Raw genomic sequence first — 21,599 nt, 5'->3', positions numbered from 1 at the left:
GTTAGTTTGCATGTCGCAACCGACGCAAGGAGAAGACGTGCCCCGACCTGAGGGAATCCTCGCCCTGCTGGACAGCCGGTCCTTCAGCTCGATCTGGTTCTGGGTGATCCTGACTTTGGCCTGGACCATGGCAGGGCGGCGCGTCCTTGGCGTGCCGTGGGATGTGGTCGCCGGCGCAGGCCGCATCACGTCCGGTCCAAAGGACGATCCGGCCGCGATCAACCTGCTTGACTGGCTGTCCCTGACCCTGCCGCGTTGGCACATAGATTCGCGTGAGGGGGCGATATTGCTTGGCATGGGGTCGTTTCTGCTGACCACGCTTGCCACCCTTGGCTTTGTCTACGGGCTTGAGATGGCACAGGCGCTGGTCCTGCTGATCCTGCCCTTTGCATTGCTCTTCGCGCTGGATCTGCGGCTTGCGCGCCGCCTGCGGCAGGTCCTGGCGCAGGCAGAGGTGGGCCAGCCCGTGAATGAGGCGGGGGCCGAGGCCGCGCGCCTGATGCGCCGCCATCGGGTGCTGATCCTTGGGCTGTCGATCCTTTCGGTTGCGGTCGCGGCGTTTTATGGCGCGATCTGGATGATCACGCATCCCTTTGGCTTTTGAACCGGCCTTGACTTCGGCTGTACCGGGTTTACCTCACCGTCCATGTCCGCTCATCCCGAACACCTGATCCTTTCCGGCGCGCCCGAAGGCATGGATGCCGCGCTGCTCGCGCGCGAGCTGGCCCGTGGCAACCCGGTCATCCATATCGCCCGCGACGACCGGCGCATGGCCGCGATGCGCGCGGCGCTGGCCTTTTTCGCCCCCGGCGCGGTGGTGCTTGAGTTTCCTGCCTGGGACACGACCCCCTATGACCGGGTCTCACCCGCGCCCGGCGTGATGGCTGCGCGGATGGCGGTGCTGACGGCGCTGGCTCATGGTGCGCTGAAAGGCCCGTTGATCCTGCTGACGACGCTGTCCGCCGCCATGCAGCGCGTACCTGCGCGCGAGGTGCTGCGCGATGCGGGCTTTTCTGCCGCGGTGGGTGACCGGATGGATGAGGCGGGCCTGCGCGCCTTTTTGTCGCGCATGGGCTTTTCGCAGGCCCCGACCGTGACTGAGCCCGGCGATTTTGCCGTTCGGGGCGGGATCATCGACATCTATCCTCCGGGCGAATCGGGGCCGATCCGGCTGGATATGTTCGGCGATGTGCTGGATGGCGCGCGGCGTTTCGACGCCGAGACGCAACGCTCGATCGAAAAGCTGGACCGGATCGAGCTTGCGCCCATGTCCGAGGTGATTCTGGATGAGGCTGCAATTACCCGTTTTCGCCAGAACTACCGTGCCGAATATGGCGGCGGGGCGAATGATCCGCTGTATGAGGGGATAAGCGCCGGCCGCAAGATGGCGGGGATGGAACATTGGTTGCCCTGGTTCCATGCGCGGCTGGAAAGTCTGTTTGACTATCTGCCCGGCGCCTCGGTGATGACGGACGATCATCTTGATCAGGTCCGCGATGCGCGCTGGCATACGATTACCGAGCAATTCGAGGCCCGGCGCGAGGCGCTGGCTCGCAAGGGCGGCTCGGACACGGTCTATCGCCCGGTCCCCCCTGCCGAGATGTTCCCCGATGAGGCCGAATGGTCGCGCTGGCTGGCGGCGCATCGCGTGCTGCGCCTTTCGGTCCTGCCGCAGCCGCCCGGTCCGGGCATTCTGGACGCAGGGGGTCGGATCGGGCGTAACTTCGCACCCGAGCGTCAGGCCGAAAAGGGTAATCTTTTTACCGCACTGGCCGACCATCTGCGCAAACTGCAATCGACGCATAGGGTGGTGATCGCCAGCTTTTCCGAAGGCGCGCGCGAGCGGCTGGCCGGCCTGATCGCCGATGAAGGCGTGCAGGGTGCAAAACCCATCACCGATCTGCGCGACCTGCCCGAGCAACCCGGCGCGCTGGGGTTGGCGGTCTGGCCACTGGAAGAAGGCTTTGTCTCGGATGGTTCGGCCACCGGGCGGCTGGCCGTAATCTCGGAACAGGATGTGCTGGGCGACCGGCTGATCCGGGGCGCGAAAAAGCGTCGCAAGGCCGAAAATTTCCTGCGCGATACCACTACGCTTTCCCCCGGCGATCTGGTCGTTCATGTCGAACATGGCATCGGGCGCTATACCGGGCTTGAGACCGTCATGGCTCTTGGCGTGCCGCATGACTGTGTGGCGCTGGAGTATGCGGGCGGAGACCGGCTGTATCTGCCGGTCGAGAATATCGAACTGCTGAGCCGTTACGGGCATGAAGAAGGGCTGCTCGATAAGCTGGGCGGCGGCGCATGGCAGGCCCGCAAGGCCCGGCTGAAAGAGCGGATCAAGCTGATCGCCGACCGGCTGATGCGGGTGGCCGCCGAACGCCTGCTGCGTCCTGCGCCCGTGCTTGAGCCCGAACATCATGAGATGGAAAGCTTTGCTGCACGCTTTCCCTATGCCGAAACCGAGGATCAGGCGGCCGCCATCGTTGACGTGACCGAGGATCTGGCCGCCGGGCGGCCAATGGATCGGCTGGTGGTCGGCGATGTCGGTTTTGGCAAAACCGAGGTCGCCATGCGCGCGGCCTTCATTGCTGCCTCACAGGGTGGGCAGGTTGCGGTGGTTGCGCCGACGACGCTGCTTGCGCGGCAACATTTCCGCACCTTTGCCGAACGTTTCCGCGGCACCGCGATCAATGTCCGGCCGCTGTCGCGCTTTGTCTCGGCCAAGGATGCGGCCGAAACCCGCAAGGGGCTGGCCGAGGGTACGGTTGATATCGTCGTCGGCACCCATGCGGTGCTGTCGAAACAGGTGCGCTTCAAGAACCTGACCCTGCTGATCGTGGACGAAGAACAGCATTTTGGTGTCGCCCATAAAGAGCGGCTGAAAGAGCTGCGCAGCGACATCCATGTTCTGACCCTGACTGCGACGCCGATCCCTCGCACGCTGCAACTGTCGTTGACCGGGGTGCGTGATCTGTCGATCATCGGCACTCCGCCGGTCGATCGGCTGTCGATCCGTACTTATGTCAGCGAATTCGACGGGGTAACCATCCGTGAGGCGCTGCTGCGAGAGAAATACCGTGGTGGACAGAGCTTCTTTGTCGTGCCGCGCCTGGCCGATCTGCCCGAGGTCGAGGAGTGGCTCAAGGAGCATGTGCCCGAGGTCAACTATATCGTCGCCCATGGCCAGTTGGCGGCAGGCGATCTGGATCAGCGGATGAACGCCTTTTACGACCGTGGGGCGGATGTGCTTCTGGCAACCACTATTGTCGAATCGGGACTGGATATCCCGACCGCCAATACCATGGTGGTCTGGCGTGCCGATATGTTCGGCCTTGCTCAGCTCTACCAGATCCGTGGGCGGGTCGGCCGCTCGAAAACCCGGGCTTACTGCTATCTGACAACCAAGCCGCGTGTGCCGCTGACGCCGCAAGCGATCCGGCGGCTCAAGTTCCTGGGCGCCATCGACAGTCTTGGGGCGGGCTTCAACCTTGCCTCGCAGGACCTTGATCTGCGCGGCGCAGGCAACCTTTTGGGTGAGGAGCAGTCTGGCCATATCAAGGAGGTGGGCTTTGAGCTGTACCAGCAGATGCTGGAAGAGACGATCGCCAAGCTGAAATCCGGCGAAATCGAGGGCACGCCCGAGGACGAATGGGCCCCGCAACTGAACCTTGGGGTGCCGGTTACGATCCCCGAAAGCTATGTGCCGGATCTGGATGTACGGTTGGGCCTTTATCGCCGGTTGGCCGAGCTGACCACCAAAGTCGAGCTTGAGGGTTTTGCGGCCGAGCTTATTGACCGGTTTGGCCCCCTGCCGCGTGAGGTTAACACGCTGCTGCTGGTCATTCGCATCAAGGCAATGGCCAAGCGTGCCAATATTGCCAAGCTGGATGCTGGTCCGAAAGGCGCGACCATTCAGTTCCACGGCGACAAGTTTCCGAACCCTGCCGGGCTGGTGGAGTTCATTCACGACCAGCGCGGGCAGGCAAAGATCACTGATAACCGGATCGTGCTTTTGCGCGATTGGGCGACGGAAGCCGACCGTATCAAGGGCAGCTTTGCCATCGCCAAGGAACTGGCGGCCAGGATCAAGGAAGGCAACGCCAAAGCATAACCAGAATGACGGTTATGATGTTTGCACCTCCGGAGGCTTTGCCGCCGGAGGTGTGATGGATATTTAGACACGAAAGAAGCCGAGGTGGCGGTTGAGGTGTCATCGGAGGTTTGATTGGGTGGCGGTTTTTCTTGCCGAGGCGATGGTTGCGCGGGGGCGCCGGGCTTAGCTGTTTCCAGCGTGCCTCGTGCCTCGTGCCTTGGGGGTGGGCCGCGTGTGGTGTCCTCAGAAATCTGCGACGTCTGCGGCGCCCGTTCAGACATTGGCGTAGCGCGGCCTCTCAGCGTCGCAGGGATTTTCCGGGACTGTGCCCAACGGTCTCGCAAGGCCAGCCAGATTTCGCTTTGAAACTCTGGTTGGTGATCCGATCCCAGAATAGGTGAAGGGCGGCACGATTGTGCCGCCCTTTTGAGTTTCGGTTAGTCAGCTGTCAGAAGGGGTGGCCGGGTATTGCTGATCCGGGGCGTTTCGGGACCAGTGATGTCGAAGACAGGTTTGTCGTCTTCGATCCGGACCCGGACCACGCCGCCTTTGGTCAGGCGGCCGAACAGCAGTTCTTCGGCCAGGGGCTTTTTAATCCATTCCTGAATCACCCGGCCAAGAGGGCGGGCGCCCATCTGTTCGTCATATCCACGCTCGGCCAGCCAGTCGGCCGCTTCTGAGCTGAGTTCGATATGGACGCCGCGGTCGATGAGCTGGGCTTCAAGCTGCAGCACGAATTTCTCGACCACTTGTACGATGATTTCGCGCGCGAGCGGCGCGAAGCTGATGACGGCATCCAGCCGGTTGCGGAATTCTGGCGTGAAGGTCCGTTCGATGGCGGCGGTATCCTCGCCCTCGCGGCGTTCGCGCCCGAAACCGAAAGCAGCCTTGGCCTGATCGGCGGCGCCCGCGTTCGAGGTCATGATCAGGATCACGTTGCGGAAGTCCACCTGACGACCATTGTGATCGGTCAGTTTGCCGTGGTCCATGACCTGAAGCAGGATGTTGTAGACATCCGGATGGGCCTTTTCGATCTCGTCGAGCAGCAGCACGCAATGCGGATGCTGGTCCACACCATCGGTCAGAAGCCCGCCCTGATCGAAGCCGACATAGCCCGGAGGCGCGCCGATCAACCGGCTGACGGCATGTTTCTCCATATACTCGGACATGTCAAAGCGCAGCAGTTCGACCCCGAGGGTCGAGGCGAGCTGCTTGGCGACCTCTGTCTTACCGACGCCAGTGGGGCCGGCAAAGAGATAGTTACCGATCGGTTTTTCCGGCTCACGCAGGCCAGCCCGTGCCAGTTTGATCGAAGAGGCCAGTGCCTCGATCGCTGCATCCTGACCAAAGACCAGACGTTTCAGCGTCGCCTCGAGATCCTTCAGCACTGCCGCATCGTCCTTGGAGACGTTCTTGGGCGGGATGCGGGCAATTTTGGCCACGACTGCCTCGATCTCTTTCGGGCCAATCGTCTTACGGCGCTTGCTTTCCGCGACCAGATGCTGGGCCGCTCCGGCCTCGTCGATCACATCGATGGCCTTGTCGGGCAGCTTACGGTCGTGGATGTAGCGAGCCGAAAGCTCGACAGCGGTGCGGATCGCGTCATTGGTGTAACGCAGATCGTGGTGCTTTTCGAAGCTCGGTTTCAGCCCCATGAGGATCTTGATCGTGTCGGGCACGGTCGGCTCGTTCACGTCAATCTTTTGGAAGCGCCGCGACAAGGCGCGGTCCTTTTCGAAATGCTGGCGGAACTCTTTGTAGGTGGTCGAGCCCATGCAGCGCAGCTTGCCGCCGGCGAGCGCGGGCTTGAGCAGGTTCGAGGCATCCATTGCGCCACCAGAGGTTGCGCCCGCGCCGATCACAGTATGGATCTCATCGATGAAGAGGATGGCGTCAGGATGCTCTTCCAGTTCCTTGACCACGGCTTTCAGCCGTTCCTCGAAGTCGCCGCGATACCGGGTACCGGCCAGAAGGGCGCCCATATCCAGCGAGAAAATGGTCGAGCCCGCCAGCACCTCGGGCGTTTCGCCTCGGGTGATCTTGAGCGCCAGCCCCTCGGCGATCGCAGTCTTGCCGACACCGGGATCGCCCACCAAAAGCGGGTTGTTCTTGCGGCGGCGGCAGAGGACCTGAATGCAACGCTCAACCTCGTCGGCGCGGCCGATCAGCGGATCAACATCGCCTTTGGAGGCTTTCTTGTTCAGGTTGACACAGTATTTTGCCAGCGCGGATTCGTCCTTACCCTGCCCCTGTTCGGTCTGGGCTTGCTCGGCTTGCTGTTCAGCGCCCTGAATCGTGCGGTTTTCCGAGAAGGACGGGTTTTTTGCCACGCCATGGGCGATGAAATTCACCGCGTCATAGCGTGTCATATCCAGCTCTTGCAGGAAGAAGGCGGCGTTCGATTCCCGCTCGGCGAAGATGGCGACAAGGACGTTCGCCCCGGTCACCTCGGTCCGGCCCGAGCTTTGGACATGAATCGCGGCGCGCTGGATTACGCGCTGGAAAGCGGCGGTGGGGACGGCCTCGGAACCCTCTACATCGGTGATAAGGGTCGAGAGATCATCTTCGATGAACTCGACCAGCATGCGGCGCAGCTCGTCCAGGTCGACATTGCATGCCCGCATTACCTTTACGGCGTCGGGTTCCTCCGTCAGCGCGAGCAACAGATGCTCTAGCGTGGCAAGCTCATGGCGATGTTCGTTGGCCAGCGCGAGCGCAGCATGGATGGCCTGTTCCAGGGAGGTCGAAAAGGACGGCACTTCAAGCTCCTGTCAGTCGGCTGGCGGTTTGGGCCGCCAGATTTAGCGGTCCACCTGACCAGACTGTCACGATACAGTTAAGAATTGGTGGATTTTCGCGCAATTCAAGCGGTATTTGCTTCCGCTCATGCGGATTTTTCCGCCGTTGAGGCAGATGTGATATCCGGCTGGCCGGATTTCAAGCATCTGGCCGGTGGGAAATCCGGTTAACGGAATATCTGCGGGGCGGAGGCGAATTTTCTTGCCGTGTCACAAATAGGGTCAGAATCGGTCCTTCATCGCCCGCAGCTCGGCAAAGACTTTGGCGTCCGGAGCACCGGCAAGGCCCAGCGAGGCCGCCAGTTCGCGTACGCGCAGGAAGGGATTTGTTGCCCGTTCCTCGGCCAGGGTCGAGGGGGCGCAAGGGCGTGCGCCTGTCGTGGTTTCGGTCAGCCGCTGTTGCAGCGCGGCGTTATCAGGATCGACCGACAGGGCAAAGGCGCCGTTGCCGCGGCAGTAGTCGTGCCCCGAGCAGACCAGTGTTTCGGCGGGCAGCGCGTTCAGGCGTGAGAGCGAGGCCCACATCGTGTCGGCATCGCCTTCGAACAGGCGGCCGCAGCCAAGCGCCATCAGGCTGTCGGCGGTAAAAACCATCGCCGATCCGGGCAGGTGAAAGGCGACATGACCGATGGTGTGGCCGGGAACGTCAATGACCCCGGCCGTTTCTCCGCAAAGATCAAATTTCTCACCGGGCCGCACGGCCTGATCTAACGCTGGCAGACGCGTGGCATCGTCGGCATTGCCGATTACTACGGCGCCGGTTGCGGCTACAAGTTCAGGCACCGCCTGAATATGATCGTCATGGTGATGGGTCAGCGCGATCTGGCTCAATGACCAGCCACGTGCACGGAGTTCGTGTAGAATCGGCTCTGCTTCCGGGGCGTCTATCAATGCGGTCTGTCCGTTGCCGTGCACAAGCCAGGCATAGTTGTCGGTCAGACAGCGGACAGGGACGAGTTCCAGCGGCATTGGCAAATTCCTTTCTTTGCCGCACTCTGGCGCTGCGAAGCCGGAGGCGCAATGCATCACGATGTATTCGAGCTACGTAAGTTCTACTATACCCGCGCGCTGGGGCGGGTGGTACAGCGCATATTGCGCGACCGTCTGACAGACCTGTGGCCCCCCGATCAGGCGCAGGGCATGACCGTGGCGGGATATGGCTTTGCTGCACCGCTGATGCGGCCCTATCTGGGGCGTGCGCGGCGGGTGATCTCGTTGATGCCGGGTCCGCAGGGGGTGATGGCCTGGCCGGTCGGCCTGCCCAATTGCTCGGTCCTGTGCGAAGAAACAGCCTGGCCGCTGGATACCGGCAGTGTGGATCGGCTGGTGCTTTTGCATGCGCTAGAGACCGCCGATCATCCGTCGGTGGTGATGGACGAGGCGTGGCGGGTCCTGGGCCCCGGCGGTCGGCTGATGGTGATGGTGCCCAACCGGGCCGGGCTGTGGGCGCGCTCCGAGACGACGCCGTTCGGCTTTGGGCGCAGCTATACTGCCGGTCAGCTTGAGGTGCAGGCGCGGGCGGCGGGTTTCGTCACCGAGCGCACCGGAGCCGCGCTTTATATCCCGCCCTCGGATCGGCGGTTCTGGCTTAAAAGCGCCCAGATGTGGGAGCGGGCAGGCCTGCGTATCAGTCAGGTGCTGGTCGCGGGACTGGTTCTGACCGAGTTCAGCAAGCAGGTGCCTGCTCCGGTCGGGCGGGGCAGGGGGGTCAGCGTTCCGAGCCCGCTTGACGTGCTGGAGGGGATCGCACGACCCCGGCCCGCCGGGCAGGGCGCCGGTCGCATCGCCCGCGATCCGGGACCGGGCTGAACGCCCCCCTTGCGAAGGCGAATCCTCACGCCGGTCGCCGGTCGCTTTGGGCGAATCTTTGCCAGTGGGCGTTGGGGTAACAGGGCCACAGAGACGGACTGTTTGCGCAATCGGTCGTAGCGGCGCTCCACCAAGGGTCGCAAACCCTCATATTTCCGTGTTCAAGGCGGTTGCGGCAGCGAAAATCACCTGCTAGAGACGCCGCAGATTTTCGGGAAGGCTCCAGCCGGATTGTGCCAGAGCCGCCCCTTGGACCCGCGCTCCGCGACAGACCGGCCCTTCAGCCGGCCCGCCTGCGGAGCTTGCGCTAACCGGAAGGATGACCGTGGCCAATTCCGCTTCGATTTCCGCTGATATCGCCGGGCGTTATGCGCAGGCCCTGTTCGATCTGGTCAGGGATGCGGGCGGTATCGACGCCCTGTCTGCCCAGATCGACGATCTGGCCTCGGCCTATGACGCCAGCAAGGACCTGCGCGATCTGACCCTCTCGCCCATTTATGACCGGCAGCAGCAGGAGGTTGCGGTTACGGCTTTGGCCGGGCGCATGGGCCTGTCGGCTGAACTGGCCAATACGCTGCGGCTGATGGCCCGCAACCGCCGGCTGTTTGCACTGCCGCAATTCGTTGCCCGGCTGCGCACGCTGATCGCCGACGCCAAGGGCGAGGTGACGGCTGATGTGGTCAGCGCCCAGGCGCTGAGCGACGAACAGAGGACCCGTCTGGCGGAAACACTGGCCGCCAAATCGGGCAAGAAGGTGAAACTGAACGCGCGCGTCGATGAAAGCCTCATCGGCGGCATGATCGTCAAACTGGGCTCGCAGATGATCGACAGCTCGATCCGCTCGAAGCTCGCCTCCCTCCAGAATGCTATGAAAGAGGTCGGATAATGGGAATCCAGGCAGCCGAAATCTCGGCCATCCTCAAGGATCAGATCAAGAATTTCGGTCAGGACGCCGAGGTGGCCGAGGTCGGGCAGGTGCTGTCCGTCGGTGACGGTATCGCCCGCGTCTATGGCCTGGACAAGGTTCAGGCCGGTGAGATGGTCGAATTCCCGGGCGGCATCCGCGGGATGACCCTGAACCTTGAAGCCGACAACGTCGGTATCGTGATTTTCGGCGATGACCGCGACATCAAGGAAGGTGACACCGTCAAACGGACCGGCACCATCGTGGAAGTCCCGGCCGGCAAAGAACTGCTTGGCCGCGTCGTTGACGCGCTTGGTAACCCGATCGACGGCAAAGGCCCGCTGAACGCCTCGGAGCGCCGCATCGCCGACGTCAAGGCGCCGGGCATCATGCCGCGCAAATCGGTGCACGAGCCGATGGCCACCGGCCTCAAGTCGGTCGACGCCATGATCCCGATCGGCCGCGGCCAGCGCGAGCTGATCATCGGCGACCGTCAGACCGGCAAAACCGCCATCGCTCTGGACACCATCCTGAACCAGGCGAACTACAACGGCCGCGAAGCCGACGGCATGAAGACCCTGCACTGCATCTATGTCGCAGTGGGTCAAAAGCGTTCGACCGTCGCCCAGCTGGTAAAAAAGCTCGAAGAAACGGGCGCCATGGCCTACACGACCGTCGTGGCCGCGACCGCTTCGGACCCCGCACCGATGCAGTATCTGGCGCCCTATTCGGCGACCGCCATGGGCGAATATTTCCGCGACAACGGCATGGATGCGCTGATCATCTATGACGACCTGTCGAAACAGGCTGTCGCCTATCGCCAGATGTCGCTGCTGCTGCGCCGTCCGCCGGGGCGTGAAGCCTATCCGGGTGACGTTTTCTACCTGCATTCGCGTCTGCTTGAGCGTTCGGCCAAGCTGAACGACGCCAATGGCGCCGGCTCGCTGACCGCGCTGCCGATCATCGAAACCCAGGCGGGCGACGTGTCGGCCTATATCCCAACCAACGTGATCTCGATCACTGACGGCCAGATCTTCCTGGAAACCGAGTTGTTCTTCCAGGGTATCCGCCCGGCCGTGAACACCGGTCTGTCGGTGTCGCGCGTTGGTTCGGCCGCCCAGACCAAAGCGATGAAATCGGTCGCCGGCCCGGTGAAACTGGAACTGGCGCAGTACCGCGAAATGGCTGCCTTTGCCCAGTTTGGTTCGGACCTCGACGCGGCGACGCAAAAGCTGCTGAACCGTGGTGCGCGCCTGACCGAGCTGATGAAACAGCCGCAGTACTCGCCGCTGACCAACGCCGAAATCGTGATCGTCATCTATGCCGGTACGAAAGGCTATCTGGACAGCATCCCGGTCAGGGACGTGACCAAGTGGGAGCGCGGCCTGATCCAGTACCTGCGCAACCAGAAGGCTGATCTGCTTGAGGACATGACCAAGAACGACCGCAAGGTTGCGGGCGAGCTTGAGGATGCGATCAAGGCAGCGCTGGACGGCTACGCCAAGACCTACGCCTGAGAGGAGGGATAGATGCCCAGCCTCAAGGACCTCAAGAACCGGATCGGCAGCGTCAAGAACACGCGCAAGATCACCAAGGCGATGCAGATGGTCGCCGCCGCGAAACTGCGCCGTGCGCAGGAAGCGGCCGAGGCCGCGCGCCCCTATGCCGACCGGATGTCGGCGGTGATCGCTGGCCTGACCGCCGCTGCGGCTGGTTCGGCCGCGGCACCGCGCCTGCTGGCCGGCACCGGCGAAGATCGTCGCCACCTTCTGGTGGTGATGACCTCCGAACGCGGGCTTGCGGGCGGATTCAACTCGTCCATCGTCAAGCTCGCCCGGCTGCGCCTGCAAGAGCTGCAGGCGCAGGGCAAGCAGGTGTCGATCCTGACCGTAGGCAAAAAGGGTCGCGAACAGCTCAAGCGCGAATACGGCGCCCTCTTTGTCCATCACGTCGACATGAGCGAGGTCAAACGTATCGGCTATGAGAATGCGCGCGACATTGCGGACGAAATCCTCGCCCGCTTTGACGCTGGCGAGTTCGACGTGGCGACGCTGTTCTTCAACCGCTTCGAATCGGTGATCAGCCAGGTGCCGACGGCCCTGCAGGTCATCCCGGCGGTAGTCGAGGAAGGCGAGGCCGCGGCCTCGGCGCTTTACGACTATGAACCGGACGAAGGCGCGATCCTGAACGACCTGCTGCCGCGTGCGGTGGCCACGCAGGTCTTTGCCGCGCTGCTGGAAAACGCGGCTTCGGAACAGGGTGCGCGGATGACCGCCATGGACAACGCGACCCGCAACGCCGGTGACATGATCGACAGGCTGACGACGGAATATAACCGCTCGCGTCAGGCCGCGATCACCAAAGAACTGATTGAAATCATCTCGGGCGCAGAGGCGCTCTGACACGTAGGGGTTAAACACATGGCAGAGGCCAAGGGAAAAATCACGCAGGTGATCGGCGCCGTCGTCGATGTGCAGTTCGACGGCCCGCTTCCGGCGATTCTGAACGCACTCGAGACTGAAAACAACGGCAAGCGTCTGGTGCTGGAAGTGGCTCAGCACCTGGGTGAGAACACCGTCCGCACCATCGCGATGGACGCGACCGAAGGTCTGGTCCGTGGTCTGGCCGTGCGCGACACCGGCGGCCCGATCACCGTGCCGGTTGGTGACGCGACTCTGGGCCGGATCCTGAACGTGGTTGGTGAGCCGGTGGACGAAGGCGGTCCGGTTGACGCAAGCCAGACCCGCGCCATCCACCAGCCGGCTCCGGACTTCGCCGCTCAGGCGACCGCGTCCGAGATCCTGGTTACCGGTATCAAGGTTATCGACCTGCTCGCGCCCTACTCCAAGGGTGGTAAGATCGGCCTGTTCGGCGGCGCCGGTGTTGGTAAGACGGTTCTGATCATGGAACTGATCAACAACATCGCCAAAGTGCACTCGGGCTACTCGGTGTTCGCCGGTGTGGGCGAGCGTACCCGCGAAGGTAACGACCTGTACCATGAGATGGTGGAATCGGGCGTTATCAAGCCTGACAACCTGTCGGAATCGCAGGTGGCTCTGGTCTATGGCCAGATGAACGAGCCTCCGGGTGCGCGGATGCGCGTGGCGCTGACCGGTCTGACCCTGGCCGAGCAGTTCCGCGACCAGTCGGGCACTGACGTTCTGTTCTTTGTCGACAACATCTTCCGCTTTACGCAGGCGGGTTCCGAGGTGTCGGCGCTTCTGGGCCGTATTCCCTCGGCCGTGGGTTATCAGCCGACGCTGGCGACCGACATGGGCGCCCTGCAAGAGCGGATCACCTCGACCAAGAGCGGCTCGATCACCTCGGTGCAGGCCATCTACGTTCCGGCCGACGACCTTACCGACCCGGCTCCGGCGACCTCGTTTGCCCACCTCGACGCCACCACGGTTCTGTCGCGCGCCATCTCCGAGCTTGGTATCTACCCGGCTGTGGACCCGCTCGACTCGACCTCGCGGATCCTTGATCCGGCGATCGTTGGCGAAGAGCACTATCAGGTTGCGCGCGACGTTCAGGGTATCCTGCAGAAATACAAGTCGCTGCAGGACATCATCGCCATTCTCGGCATGGACGAACTGTCGGAAGAGGACAAGCTGACCGTGGCCCGCGCCCGGAAGATCCAGCGCTTCCTGTCGCAGCCCTTCGACGTGGCGAAAGTCTTCACCGGCTCGGACGGTGTGCAGGTGCCGCTTGAGGACACGATCAAGTCCTTCAAAGCGGTGGTTGCCGGCGAATACGACCACCTGCCGGAAGCGGCCTTCTACATGGTCGGCGGCATCGAGGACGTGAAAGCCAAGGCGCAGCGCCTCGCCGCTGACGCGGCGTAAGGGGGCGATATGGCCGATACGATGCAGTTCGACCTCGTCTCGCCGGAACGGAACCTGCTTTCCGTTGCGGCGCGCGAGGTGCGCCTGCCCGGCGCCGAAGGCGATCTGACGGCGATGCCCGGCCATGCTCCGGCCATCGTCAATCTGCGCCCCGGTCTGGTGACTGTGGTTGCGGCCGACGGGACCGAGACGGAATTTGCTGTGACCGGCGGTTTCGCCGAGATCAACGGTGAATCCGTCAGCCTGCTGGCCGAACGCGGACATCCGCGCGCCGAGATGACGCAAGAGGTCTTTAACGAAATGATGGCTCAGGCCCGTCGTCGCGTTGAGACCGCCAAGGAACGCGAATCCGCCGGAGAAGAGCTGGTCGCCGCCGCGGTCAAGCTGCTGGCCGATATGGAGGCGCTTGGCACGCACATCGGGCTGGACCCCAATCAGGCCAATTTCCCGCACTGACGGGGAATTGACGCCAACGGTAGTAAGTCCCATAGTAAGCCCCGGTTTTTCCGGGGCTTTATTCTTTTCCGCGATCATCTTTCATGGAAGATTGGAGGGACTCCTGCGACATTTTGGCCAGTTTGCCGTTGGGGTCGCTCAGGGCACGACCGAGATGTTCTCGGCATTCGAGAGTGGCGGCCCGATGTGGACCGGAGAGGGGCCTCGGGTCGAGGCCCAGCAGGTCCAGTTTGACGAGCCCTTTATTGAGCCACCGGTAGTCCATGTTTCACTGACGATGTGGGATATTGATTGCGGCGCCAACCAGCGCGCCGATATCCGCGCGGCGAACGTGACCGAGACAGGATTTGAGCTGCAATTCCGGACCTGGGGCGACACGCGTGTTGCGCGGGTGCGGGCCAGTTGGATGGCCATTGGCCCGCTGCGCCACCATGACGATTGGGAGGTCGGCTGAACGCCGGCCTCAGGCCCGTTCGAGGTTCAGCGCGATCAGCTCGGCCACCTGGCGTGGATGGGTGATCGGCAGCATATGGCTTGCTCCGGGTACGCGGGCGCGACCGACATCAGGCATCCGCGCAGCCAGAGCATCCGCAATCGCGGGAATGACGGGCGGGGACTCTTCACCCATGATGATCAGTACCGGCGCGTCGATAGCCTCTAGCCCGTCAGGACGCAGGATATTGGCCGCGTCATGGCGCAGCGCCTCGTTGCTGGCGTGAACAAGGTGAATTTGCCGCGCAAGCCGCGCCCGGCCCGCAGGCGTCTGTGCATCCCAGTCCAGCCCGCCCCAGCAGGCAAGAAAGGCTCGTGCCGCCTCGGCATCTTCGCCTGCTTTCAGCTTGGCCTCGACCTCGGCCATCAATGCGTCGTTATGAGCGTCGGGCGCGGCGGCAAAGAGCACTGGCTCGATCAGGGTCAGGCTTCGTACGGCCTCGGGCGCGGCGACGGCGATGCGCAGGGCGACGGTCGCCCCCATGCTGTGACCGATCAGATCCAGCGGCCGGTCGATCAGCGCGGCAACGGCGCGCGTGGTAAAGGTGTGGTAGTCAGGCGTCCCGCCATCCCAATCCGGGCTTTGCCCGTGGCCGGGCAGGTCAGGCGCGCTGATCCGCACATGATCACGCAGAGTCTCGGCAATCGGACCCCAATAGACGCCATTGCCCATCATGCAATGCAGCGCCAGTGCCGGGCGATCCTGGTTCCCCGGCCATTGCCTTAGATGCAGCACGCTCACAGTGAGGCCAGATGCCGGTCAAGAAAGTCCAGCCGGTCCTGACCCCAGAACCGCTCACCCGTTTCGCGCACGATGTAGAAGGGGGCGCCAAAGACGCCGTCCTCGACCGCTTGCTCAAGGTTGCGTGCAAAGGTCTCGGCACCGATGAACAGGCCTTTGTTGGCAAGTTCGGGGTCAAAACCTGCCGCAGAGAGTTTGTCACGGATCACCGCGTCATCGGCGATGTCGGCCTCTTCTGCCCAGACCCCGCGCAGGAAACTTTGCACCAGGCCAGCCAGATCGCCGCCGCCGGCCTCTTGCGCGGCAATGATCGCATAGGACGAGGGCGCGGGGTTCACGGGCCAGAAGGCGGGCCTCAGGTTCAGCGGCTGACCCAGATGTCCGGACCAGCGGCGCAGCTCTTGTGCGCGGTACTCCATGCGCGAGGGATGGCGGTTCGCCGGGCGGATGCCGCCGGTGCGGTCAAAGAGCTGTAGCAGATCGACAGGCTTGTAGGTGATCGTTGCGCCGTGCCGGGCGGCGATTTCCTCCAGCCGGTTTCCGGCGAGATAGGCCCAGGGGCTGGGTGTGCCGAAGTAATAGTCGATATGCGCCATGGTTTTATCCTCGGGGTTTGCGAGCAGGCTAGCCCGGTGCTAAGCGGGGTGCAATCGCACGAATCCAGACAGGACACGCCCATGCCGGCCATGACCGAACCCAAGCTCATCGCGGGAAATGCGAACCGGCCTCTGGCCACCGCGATCGCCCGCCGCATGTCGATGCATCGCGGGATGAATGTCGCCCCGATCGAGGCGCGGGTCGAACGCTTCAACGATCAGGAAATCTTTGTCGAGGTCTATGAGAACGTCCGCGGCGAGGACATGTTCATCATCCAGCCGACCTCGAACCCGGCCAACGACAACCTGATGGAGCTGCTGATCATGACCGATGCGCTGCGGCGCTCGTCTGCGGCACGTATCACGGCGGTCATCCCCTATTTCGGCTATGCCCGGCAGGACCGCCGCGCCAAGGCCCGCACGCCTATCAGCGCCAAACTGGTTGCGAACCTGCTGACCGAGGCAGGCGTTGACCGGGTTCTGACGCTGGACCTGCATGCCGCCCAGATTCAGGGCTTTTTCGATATTCCGGTGGACAACCTTTATGCTGCCCCGGTCTTTGCACTGGATATCAAACATCACTTCCGTGACCGCATGTCGGACCTGATGGTGATTTCGCCTGACGTTGGCGGTGTTGCCCGGGCACGTGAACTTGCACAAAGGATCGGCGCACCGCTCGCCATCGTGGACAAGCGCCGCGAAAAGCCGGGCGAAGTCGCCGAGATGACGGTGATCGGTGATGTGACCGGCAAGACCTGCATCATCGTTGACGATATCTGTGACACCGCTGGTACCTTGTGCAAGGCTGCACAGGTGCTGACCGAGCATGGCGCGACCGAGGTTCACGCCTATATCACCCATGGTGTGCTTAGCGGCCCGGCGGTCGAGCGGGTTCAGAATTCGGTGATGAAATCGCTGGTCATCACAGATTCGATCGAGCCGGGCGCCAAGGTGAAATCGGCCACGAACATCCGCATCGTACCCACGGCGCCGATGTTTGCTCAGGCGATTCTGAACATCTGGAACGGCACCTCGGTCAGCTCGCTGTTCGAGGTGGGGACGCTGGGCCCGATCTACGAAGGGCTTTATTCGGGCTTCTGATCGTCCGGAAATCAATCAGGGCCACGGATCGCGGGCAGGGGCTGTTTCGCGATCTGTGGTCCTGTTCATTCAAAGAAAGCGCGGGAATTCGATCTTGGGGCAACGATCCTCGATCACCGTCAGACCACGGGCGCGCGCCCGGGCGGTGGCCTGCGGATGGCTGATGCCAAGCTGCATCCAGATCGTGCGCAGCTTCGGCAGATGAGCGATGGCCTCATCGACTATGGCGGGCACTGCGTCGACGCGGCGGAAGATATCCACCATGTCGACCTCGATTTCGGGCGGGATCGAACGCAGGTCAGGATAGACATGCTCATCCAGAATCATGCTGCCAGCATGCGTCGGGTTGACCGGCACGATTAGATAGCCCTGAGATTTCAGATAGCGCGCAACGCCCCATGACGGACGCACCTCGTTCGGCGACAGGCCGACGATGGCAATGCAGCGGGCGGTGCGCGCGATCCGCGCTATGTCGTCATCAACCGGCGAACTGCCTGTGTCGCGAAGTATGGCCAGATTCATTCTGATCCTCCCCCAAAGATCTCAACCGAAAGTGGCATGGAAAAAGCGCCCGGTCCAGAGTGCTGGCCGGGCGCAAGTCGCGGAACGAGGGACAGTGATCTGAACATGACCGTTCCGAGGTCATGTCCAATAAATAAATGGGAACTGTGGCGAAATGGTTCCATCGTTATCACGAGAAAGTGAATTTTTAGGGATTAAGTCGCACCCAAACGGCTTTTGCGCGCATCAGAATGCCCTGTGGGTCGGCTAAAAGCCGCTCGCGTGCCCGTTCAGAGCGCACCAGATAGGTTCGCTGGCCAATGACCACGAAATAGCGCGGATTGCCGGGCTCTGAGCGCCCTTCGGACAGGGCGACGACGCAAAGTCCGCCCAACCCCGGCGCATAGGCCTTGGGGTTTGCTTCGAAAAGGTTGCGGTTATGCTCGCTGGCAAAATGCCAGGCCTGACCTCGCCAGACGGTGACCAGATCGTTACGCCCCGGAACGGCCGCATTCTCCATCCCGTATGAGACCGGGTCCATACCGTCGAGCGCCCAATCCTCTGCCATCGTCGCGTTGGCGGGCAGGAAAAGGAACAGGCTGGCGAGAATCGGTCGAATCATGGCTGCGCATAGGCTGAGGGTTGCCTATGGATCTGGCAAATCGCCTTGCGATTCTCAACCGGGACGGGCGCTTTCTAGCGCCGTTGTGATGGCACCGCTCAGCTCTGTGAAGCGGCGTAAAGCGCCACGGCCGCCGCGTTCGAGACGTTGAGCGAGCCGAAATCGGCTGCAAACGGGATACGCAGGATATGATCGCAGGTTTCGCGTGTGCGTTCGCGCAGCCCCGGTCCCTCGGCGCCAAGCACCAGGCAGATCGCACGACCCGAGAGGGCGCGCAGGGTCTCGGGCAGGGTTTCTTGCCCGGTCCCGTCGAGCCCAAGGACGGTATAGCCCATGGCCTTCAGCTCGATCAGCGCATCGGCAAGGTTGGTGACGCGCAGATAGGGCTGGCGTTCCAGCGCGCCCGAGGCGGTCTTGGCCAGTGCCCCGGTTTCGGGTGCGGAATGGCGGGCCGGGGCGATAACTGCCCGTGCGCCAAAGACCTCGGCCGAGCGCAGGATTGCGCCTACGTTATGCGGATCGGTCACGCGGTCCAGCGCCACCATCAACGGGCGCCCCGGTCCGGACAGCGCCAGATCCTCAAGCTTGCCCCAGGCAAGTGGCCTGACCTCCAGTGCGGCGCCCTGATGGACGCTGTCGGGTGCCAATGGTACGGCCTTGTCAAAGGTCCGGGCATCGGTGATTTCTGGTTCGGTCCCCTCTGGCAGAGGGCCCAGACGATCAAGCGCATTGCGAGTGACGACCAGGCGCAGCTTTTCGCGGCGGGGGTTAGCCAGCGCATCGCGCACCGCATGCAGGCCGAATAGCCACAGCGTTTCGGCTGCGGCGGCGCGGCGGGCGCGTTCCTTGTCGATGACCCAGGCGGGTTTTTTGGTTTTCTGCGGTTTCTCGGCCATATCCTGTCCCCGGCTGTCGTTCCGACTGCGCAGAAAATGCGGGAAATTGCAAGTTCTGCTGCGGGATGGTCGAAACAGATGGCTGGCCACAACTTTTCCCCTGATCCCTGCTTGACGCCCTGCGCCGGGCGGGATAATCACCCCTCCACACGCCGAAAGCGTTCGGCGGGCGACGTGCTGCAAGGTGCGGCAGCGGACTGTAACTCCGCCGGGGAGACCCATGCCTGGTTCGATTCCAGGGTCGCCCACCACTTCTTCTGAAAACTGAACGAAATCAACGAAGTGGTGTCCCGCATTCGTGCAATGCGGCAGTATACAAATCAATAGGTTATGACGCAGGTGTCCCGCAGTTCCGGGCCTTGTCTGTGCAAAAGAAAGCCGCCGGAGGAGCTGGCACTCCATCCGACGGCACTGTCAAAGGTCTTCTGACAAAAGAATATGTCACAGTTTCCCGCCGCGCAACCCCGTGGGGAGGTGCAGCATGAGCTGGAAGGTCGCGAATCTTTGCGCCGGGCGGCGCTTCGGTAGTCCGGTGCGAAAACAGATCATCATGTTTCTGGCCGACAAGGCCAGCGATGACGGGTCGGGCATCTGGTGTTCCAAGGGAACGATCCAGCGCTACACCGAGCTTGGCGAAACCACCGTCAAGCGCACGATCAACGAATTCCTGAACGAAGGCATCCTGATCGAGACCGGCCGCCGTGCCTGCAAGAACGGTTTTACCGTCGTCTATCGCATTTCCCTTGCCGCCGTCCGCACCCTGGAGGGCATTGCCGAACCCGATGATGAGACGGGGTCCACAGAGGACGGGGTCTACCGTGAACCCGGAACGGGGTCCGCTGCGGACCCGGTACCCCGTCCACAGCGGACCCCAAACCATCCTGAAACCATCCATAAACCACCTTCGCGCGCAGGCGCGCGCGAGGCGGCGGCTGAATCTCTTGAGATATTGAAGGCCTATCCAACCGACCGATGTCGCAACGAAGCGGCCTGCCTGCACCACGTTGAGGCTGCCATGCAGGAGGTCGGGTATGAAAAGCTTCTCTCGGCTGTAAAGCGCTATGCGCTGGAGACCGCAGGCTATACGCGCTCAAAGGTCTGCTTCTCGGATAACTGGTTCAGGGTGGGCCGCTGGCGCGATTACATCGCGGACGAGCCGGAATCGCCTCAGGTGCCCACCCCGGCGCATGCGGCAAAAACTGCCGACTGGATCAAATCCCGTCACCCTTTGTGTCGAACGCTCAGCGTCGGGCAGGTCCGTATGGCGCTGGACCTGGAGCTGGTTTCCCGCAGCGAAGTGCGCGCCGCAGGCTTCAGCGAGGGCTTGCGTTATGTCTGAGCGTAGCGGCAAATCGATCTTCGCGCACAAGCAGACCTATTCGCGCAAGGGCAACAGCAAGAGCCGGTCGGTCAGCGAGGTCGCGGATGAGGCCGAGCGGCTGGACGGGGCCTGCCCGCATGTCGAAAATCCGCAGCCGCCCACCATCCTCGAAGGCATCCGGCCCTCGGAGGTGGTCGCCCTGATCGAACAGCGCATCGCCGAGCAGAACAAGCTGCTGCGTCAGCTGCGCAAGGAGCAGCCGGATCGAAAGGACGCCTTGCGGACCATCCGCTCGGACACGCATGTTATGATCGCCAGCGTCTTCAGCTTTCCCGACCCGGTCGAGGACATGGACCAAGCCGAGTATCTGCGCTGGCGCAGGGACGTGATCGCCTTCGCCAGAGACGATGCCGCGCGTAACGGCGCCGAGGTGCTGAGCATCGTCGAGCATCTCGATGAAGCCCACCCGCATGTGCATGTGCTGGCGGTGCCCATATGTGCAGATGACAATATGCGCATGGATGCCAAGCGCTGCCACGAGGGCCATCGCGAGCAGGACCGGCACAAAGATAGCGGCTGGTCCGGCTCGCCGTCTCGCAGCTACAAGCAGGCGATGCGCGGCTGGCAGGACCGCTATCACGCCGCGGTCGGCGCGAAGCATGGGCAGGCCCGGACGGGGCCGCGCCGCCGCCGTCTGGATCGGGCAGCGTGGAAGGCCGAACAGGAACGGCTGAAGGCGCAGAAGGACGCCGAGATTGCCGTCGAACGTGCCGCAGAAGCCCGTCGCCTTGCCGACGAGGAGGAGCGCCATCGCGACGCGGTCATGCAGGATACGGTCGCCAGACGGCTTCGGGAGGCCGAGGTGGTGCATGCCATCGCGACCGGCGGGCTGATCGCCGCCATCCGACAGGTCGATGCTGATCCGGTGCTGCTGGAACGGCTGGAGACGCCGGGGCAGATGGGCGCCTGGACGCATCACGATGCAGATCGCAACCGCGAAATGCACAACGCGCTGGCGCCGGTTCTCAGCGACGGGCTGGAAGCCCTGCGCCAGCCGCTGACAGGTCGGGGGCTGCTCGGCGGTCTGTCCGGCTTCCTGCGCAGGGTTGCGGGTTGGGTCAATCGCCTCGCCGATGCCAGTCCGCGCTGGCTGAAATGGCCGGAAACCGTGGCCTATGTAGCCCATGGGGCGAAGCAGGCGTTCGGCACGACCTACACAGCCTCGACCCTGGCCGGAGTCATCGAGGCCTCGCCAGTATGGCAATCCTTCACCGGCGAGGCAAAGACGCGGCTGGATCAGGCGCGGGCGGTGCAGGCGCTGACGAATTCGCGCGGCTCTCGACCAGACGCTTCATCGCAGAGGGGCATATGACAGCATGCGCTTATGCCAATATGCACATCAGGCGGAAGAGAGCCGGCAATT

19 protein-coding genes and 1 tRNA gene are annotated in these 21,599 nt (G+C 62.9%); 13 read left to right on the top strand and 7 right to left on the bottom strand.

Features of this window, described 5'->3' with window-relative positions; translation table 11 throughout:
- Nucleotides 1-37 precede the first annotated feature (37 nt).
- Nucleotides 38-604 carry a hypothetical protein gene (locus F8A10_RS12910; RefSeq protein ID WP_152367533.1) on the top strand — a complete coding sequence of 189 codons (567 nt, stop codon included), beginning with the start codon at nucleotides 38-40 and terminating at the stop codon, nucleotides 602-604.
- Nucleotides 605-646: 42 nt separating this feature from the next.
- Nucleotides 647-4,111, top strand: coding sequence for a transcription-repair coupling factor (gene mfd, locus F8A10_RS12905; protein ID WP_152367532.1), 3,465 nt, complete (start codon nucleotides 647-649; stop codon nucleotides 4,109-4,111).
- Nucleotides 4,112-4,530: 419 nt separating this feature from the next.
- Here mfd and clpA read toward each other — a convergent pair whose 3' ends face one another.
- Nucleotides 4,531-6,852 (bottom strand): ATP-dependent Clp protease ATP-binding subunit ClpA, encoded by a 2,322-nt coding sequence (clpA, locus tag F8A10_RS12900; protein ID WP_010396055.1) that lies wholly within the window; start codon nucleotides 6,850-6,852, stop codon nucleotides 4,531-4,533.
- 261 nt (nucleotides 6,853-7,113) lie between these two features.
- Entirely contained in the window at nucleotides 7,114-7,860 is a 747-nt protein-coding gene (gloB, locus tag F8A10_RS12895) for a hydroxyacylglutathione hydrolase (RefSeq protein ID WP_152367531.1), read from the bottom strand.
- A 51-nt stretch (nucleotides 7,861-7,911) separates the two neighbouring features.
- On the opposite strand from gloB, the gene F8A10_RS12890 reads away from it, so the two are divergent.
- The 7 genes from F8A10_RS12890 (at nucleotide 7,912) to F8A10_RS12860 (ending at nucleotide 14,359) form a co-directional block, all read left to right on the top strand.
- A complete protein-coding gene (locus F8A10_RS12890) occupies nucleotides 7,912-8,700 on the top strand; it encodes a methyltransferase domain-containing protein (RefSeq protein ID WP_010396058.1) in 789 nt (262 codons plus the stop codon).
- 325 nt (nucleotides 8,701-9,025) lie between these two features.
- Nucleotides 9,026-9,586 (top strand): F0F1 ATP synthase subunit delta, encoded by a 561-nt coding sequence (locus F8A10_RS12885; protein ID WP_176224526.1) that lies wholly within the window; start codon nucleotides 9,026-9,028, stop codon nucleotides 9,584-9,586.
- Entirely contained in the window at nucleotides 9,586-11,121 is a 1,536-nt protein-coding gene (gene atpA / locus F8A10_RS12880; protein WP_085501861.1) for a F0F1 ATP synthase subunit alpha, read from the top strand. Before F8A10_RS12885 ends, atpA begins: the two co-directional genes overlap by 1 nt.
- Before the next feature lie 12 nt (nucleotides 11,122-11,133).
- Nucleotides 11,134-12,006, top strand: a complete 873-nt coding sequence (locus tag F8A10_RS12875; RefSeq protein WP_010396064.1) for a F0F1 ATP synthase subunit gamma — start codon at nucleotides 11,134-11,136, stop codon at nucleotides 12,004-12,006.
- An 18-nt stretch (nucleotides 12,007-12,024) separates the two neighbouring features.
- Nucleotides 12,025-13,449: a F0F1 ATP synthase subunit beta gene (gene atpD, locus F8A10_RS12870; RefSeq protein ID WP_010396066.1), complete on the top strand. Its 1,425-nt coding sequence runs from the start codon at nucleotides 12,025-12,027 to the stop codon at nucleotides 13,447-13,449.
- A gap of 9 nt (nucleotides 13,450-13,458) precedes the next feature.
- The gene (locus F8A10_RS12865) at nucleotides 13,459-13,905 is read left to right on the top strand and encodes a F0F1 ATP synthase subunit epsilon (RefSeq protein ID WP_010396070.1); all 447 of its coding nucleotides are present in this window, start codon (nucleotides 13,459-13,461) and stop codon (nucleotides 13,903-13,905) included.
- Between the two features lie 91 nt (nucleotides 13,906-13,996).
- Nucleotides 13,997-14,359, top strand: a complete 363-nt coding sequence (locus F8A10_RS12860; protein ID WP_227493500.1) for an H-type lectin domain-containing protein — start codon at nucleotides 13,997-13,999, stop codon at nucleotides 14,357-14,359.
- Between the two features lie 9 nt (nucleotides 14,360-14,368).
- On the opposite strand, the gene F8A10_RS12855 is transcribed toward F8A10_RS12860, so the two are convergent.
- A complete protein-coding gene (locus F8A10_RS12855; RefSeq protein ID WP_152367530.1) occupies nucleotides 14,369-15,139 on the bottom strand; it encodes an alpha/beta fold hydrolase in 771 nt (256 codons plus the stop codon).
- Nucleotides 15,136-15,735, bottom strand: coding sequence for a 2-hydroxychromene-2-carboxylate isomerase (locus F8A10_RS12850; protein WP_010396074.1), 600 nt, complete (start codon nucleotides 15,733-15,735; stop codon nucleotides 15,136-15,138). Before F8A10_RS12850 ends, F8A10_RS12855 begins: the two co-directional genes overlap by 4 nt.
- Before the next feature lie 81 nt (nucleotides 15,736-15,816).
- Between F8A10_RS12850 and F8A10_RS12845 the strand changes: the two genes are divergently transcribed.
- Nucleotides 15,817-16,836, top strand: a complete 1,020-nt coding sequence (locus F8A10_RS12845) for a ribose-phosphate pyrophosphokinase (RefSeq protein ID WP_010396076.1) — start codon at nucleotides 15,817-15,819, stop codon at nucleotides 16,834-16,836.
- Nucleotides 16,837-16,905: 69 nt separating this feature from the next.
- Here F8A10_RS12845 and F8A10_RS12840 read toward each other — a convergent pair whose 3' ends face one another.
- From F8A10_RS12840 to rlmB, 3 genes are all read right to left on the bottom strand, one after another.
- Nucleotides 16,906-17,358 (bottom strand): CoA-binding protein, encoded by a 453-nt coding sequence (locus F8A10_RS12840; protein WP_152367529.1) that lies wholly within the window; start codon nucleotides 17,356-17,358, stop codon nucleotides 16,906-16,908.
- 187 nt (nucleotides 17,359-17,545) lie between these two features.
- Nucleotides 17,546-17,959 (bottom strand): YHS domain-containing (seleno)protein, encoded by a 414-nt coding sequence (locus tag F8A10_RS12835; RefSeq protein WP_085501863.1) that lies wholly within the window; start codon nucleotides 17,957-17,959, stop codon nucleotides 17,546-17,548.
- Nucleotides 17,960-18,057: 98 nt separating this feature from the next.
- Nucleotides 18,058-18,855: a 23S rRNA (guanosine(2251)-2'-O)-methyltransferase RlmB gene (gene rlmB / locus F8A10_RS12830; RefSeq protein WP_010396086.1), complete on the bottom strand. Its 798-nt coding sequence runs from the start codon at nucleotides 18,853-18,855 to the stop codon at nucleotides 18,058-18,060.
- Between the two features lie 167 nt (nucleotides 18,856-19,022).
- Between rlmB and F8A10_RS12825 the strand changes: the two genes are divergently transcribed.
- From F8A10_RS12825 to F8A10_RS12815, 3 genes are all read left to right on the top strand, one after another.
- Nucleotides 19,023-19,106, top strand: a tRNA-Tyr gene (locus tag F8A10_RS12825).
- A 230-nt stretch (nucleotides 19,107-19,336) separates the two neighbouring features.
- Nucleotides 19,337-20,194, top strand: a complete 858-nt coding sequence (locus F8A10_RS12820) for a hypothetical protein (RefSeq protein ID WP_010396088.1) — start codon at nucleotides 19,337-19,339, stop codon at nucleotides 20,192-20,194.
- A complete protein-coding gene (locus F8A10_RS12815; protein ID WP_152367528.1) occupies nucleotides 20,187-21,548 on the top strand; it encodes a plasmid recombination protein in 1,362 nt (453 codons plus the stop codon). The genes F8A10_RS12820 and F8A10_RS12815 overlap by 8 nt, the downstream gene beginning before the upstream one ends.
- The last annotated feature ends 51 nt before the right edge of the window (nucleotides 21,549-21,599 follow it).

It is taken from the genome of Paracoccus kondratievae (assembly GCF_009301415.1).
GTDB lineage: Bacteria > Pseudomonadota > Alphaproteobacteria > Rhodobacterales > Rhodobacteraceae > Paracoccus > Paracoccus kondratievae.
The sequence above is the reverse complement of the archived record's forward strand: the minus strand, read 5'-3'. Positions and strand labels throughout refer to the sequence as shown.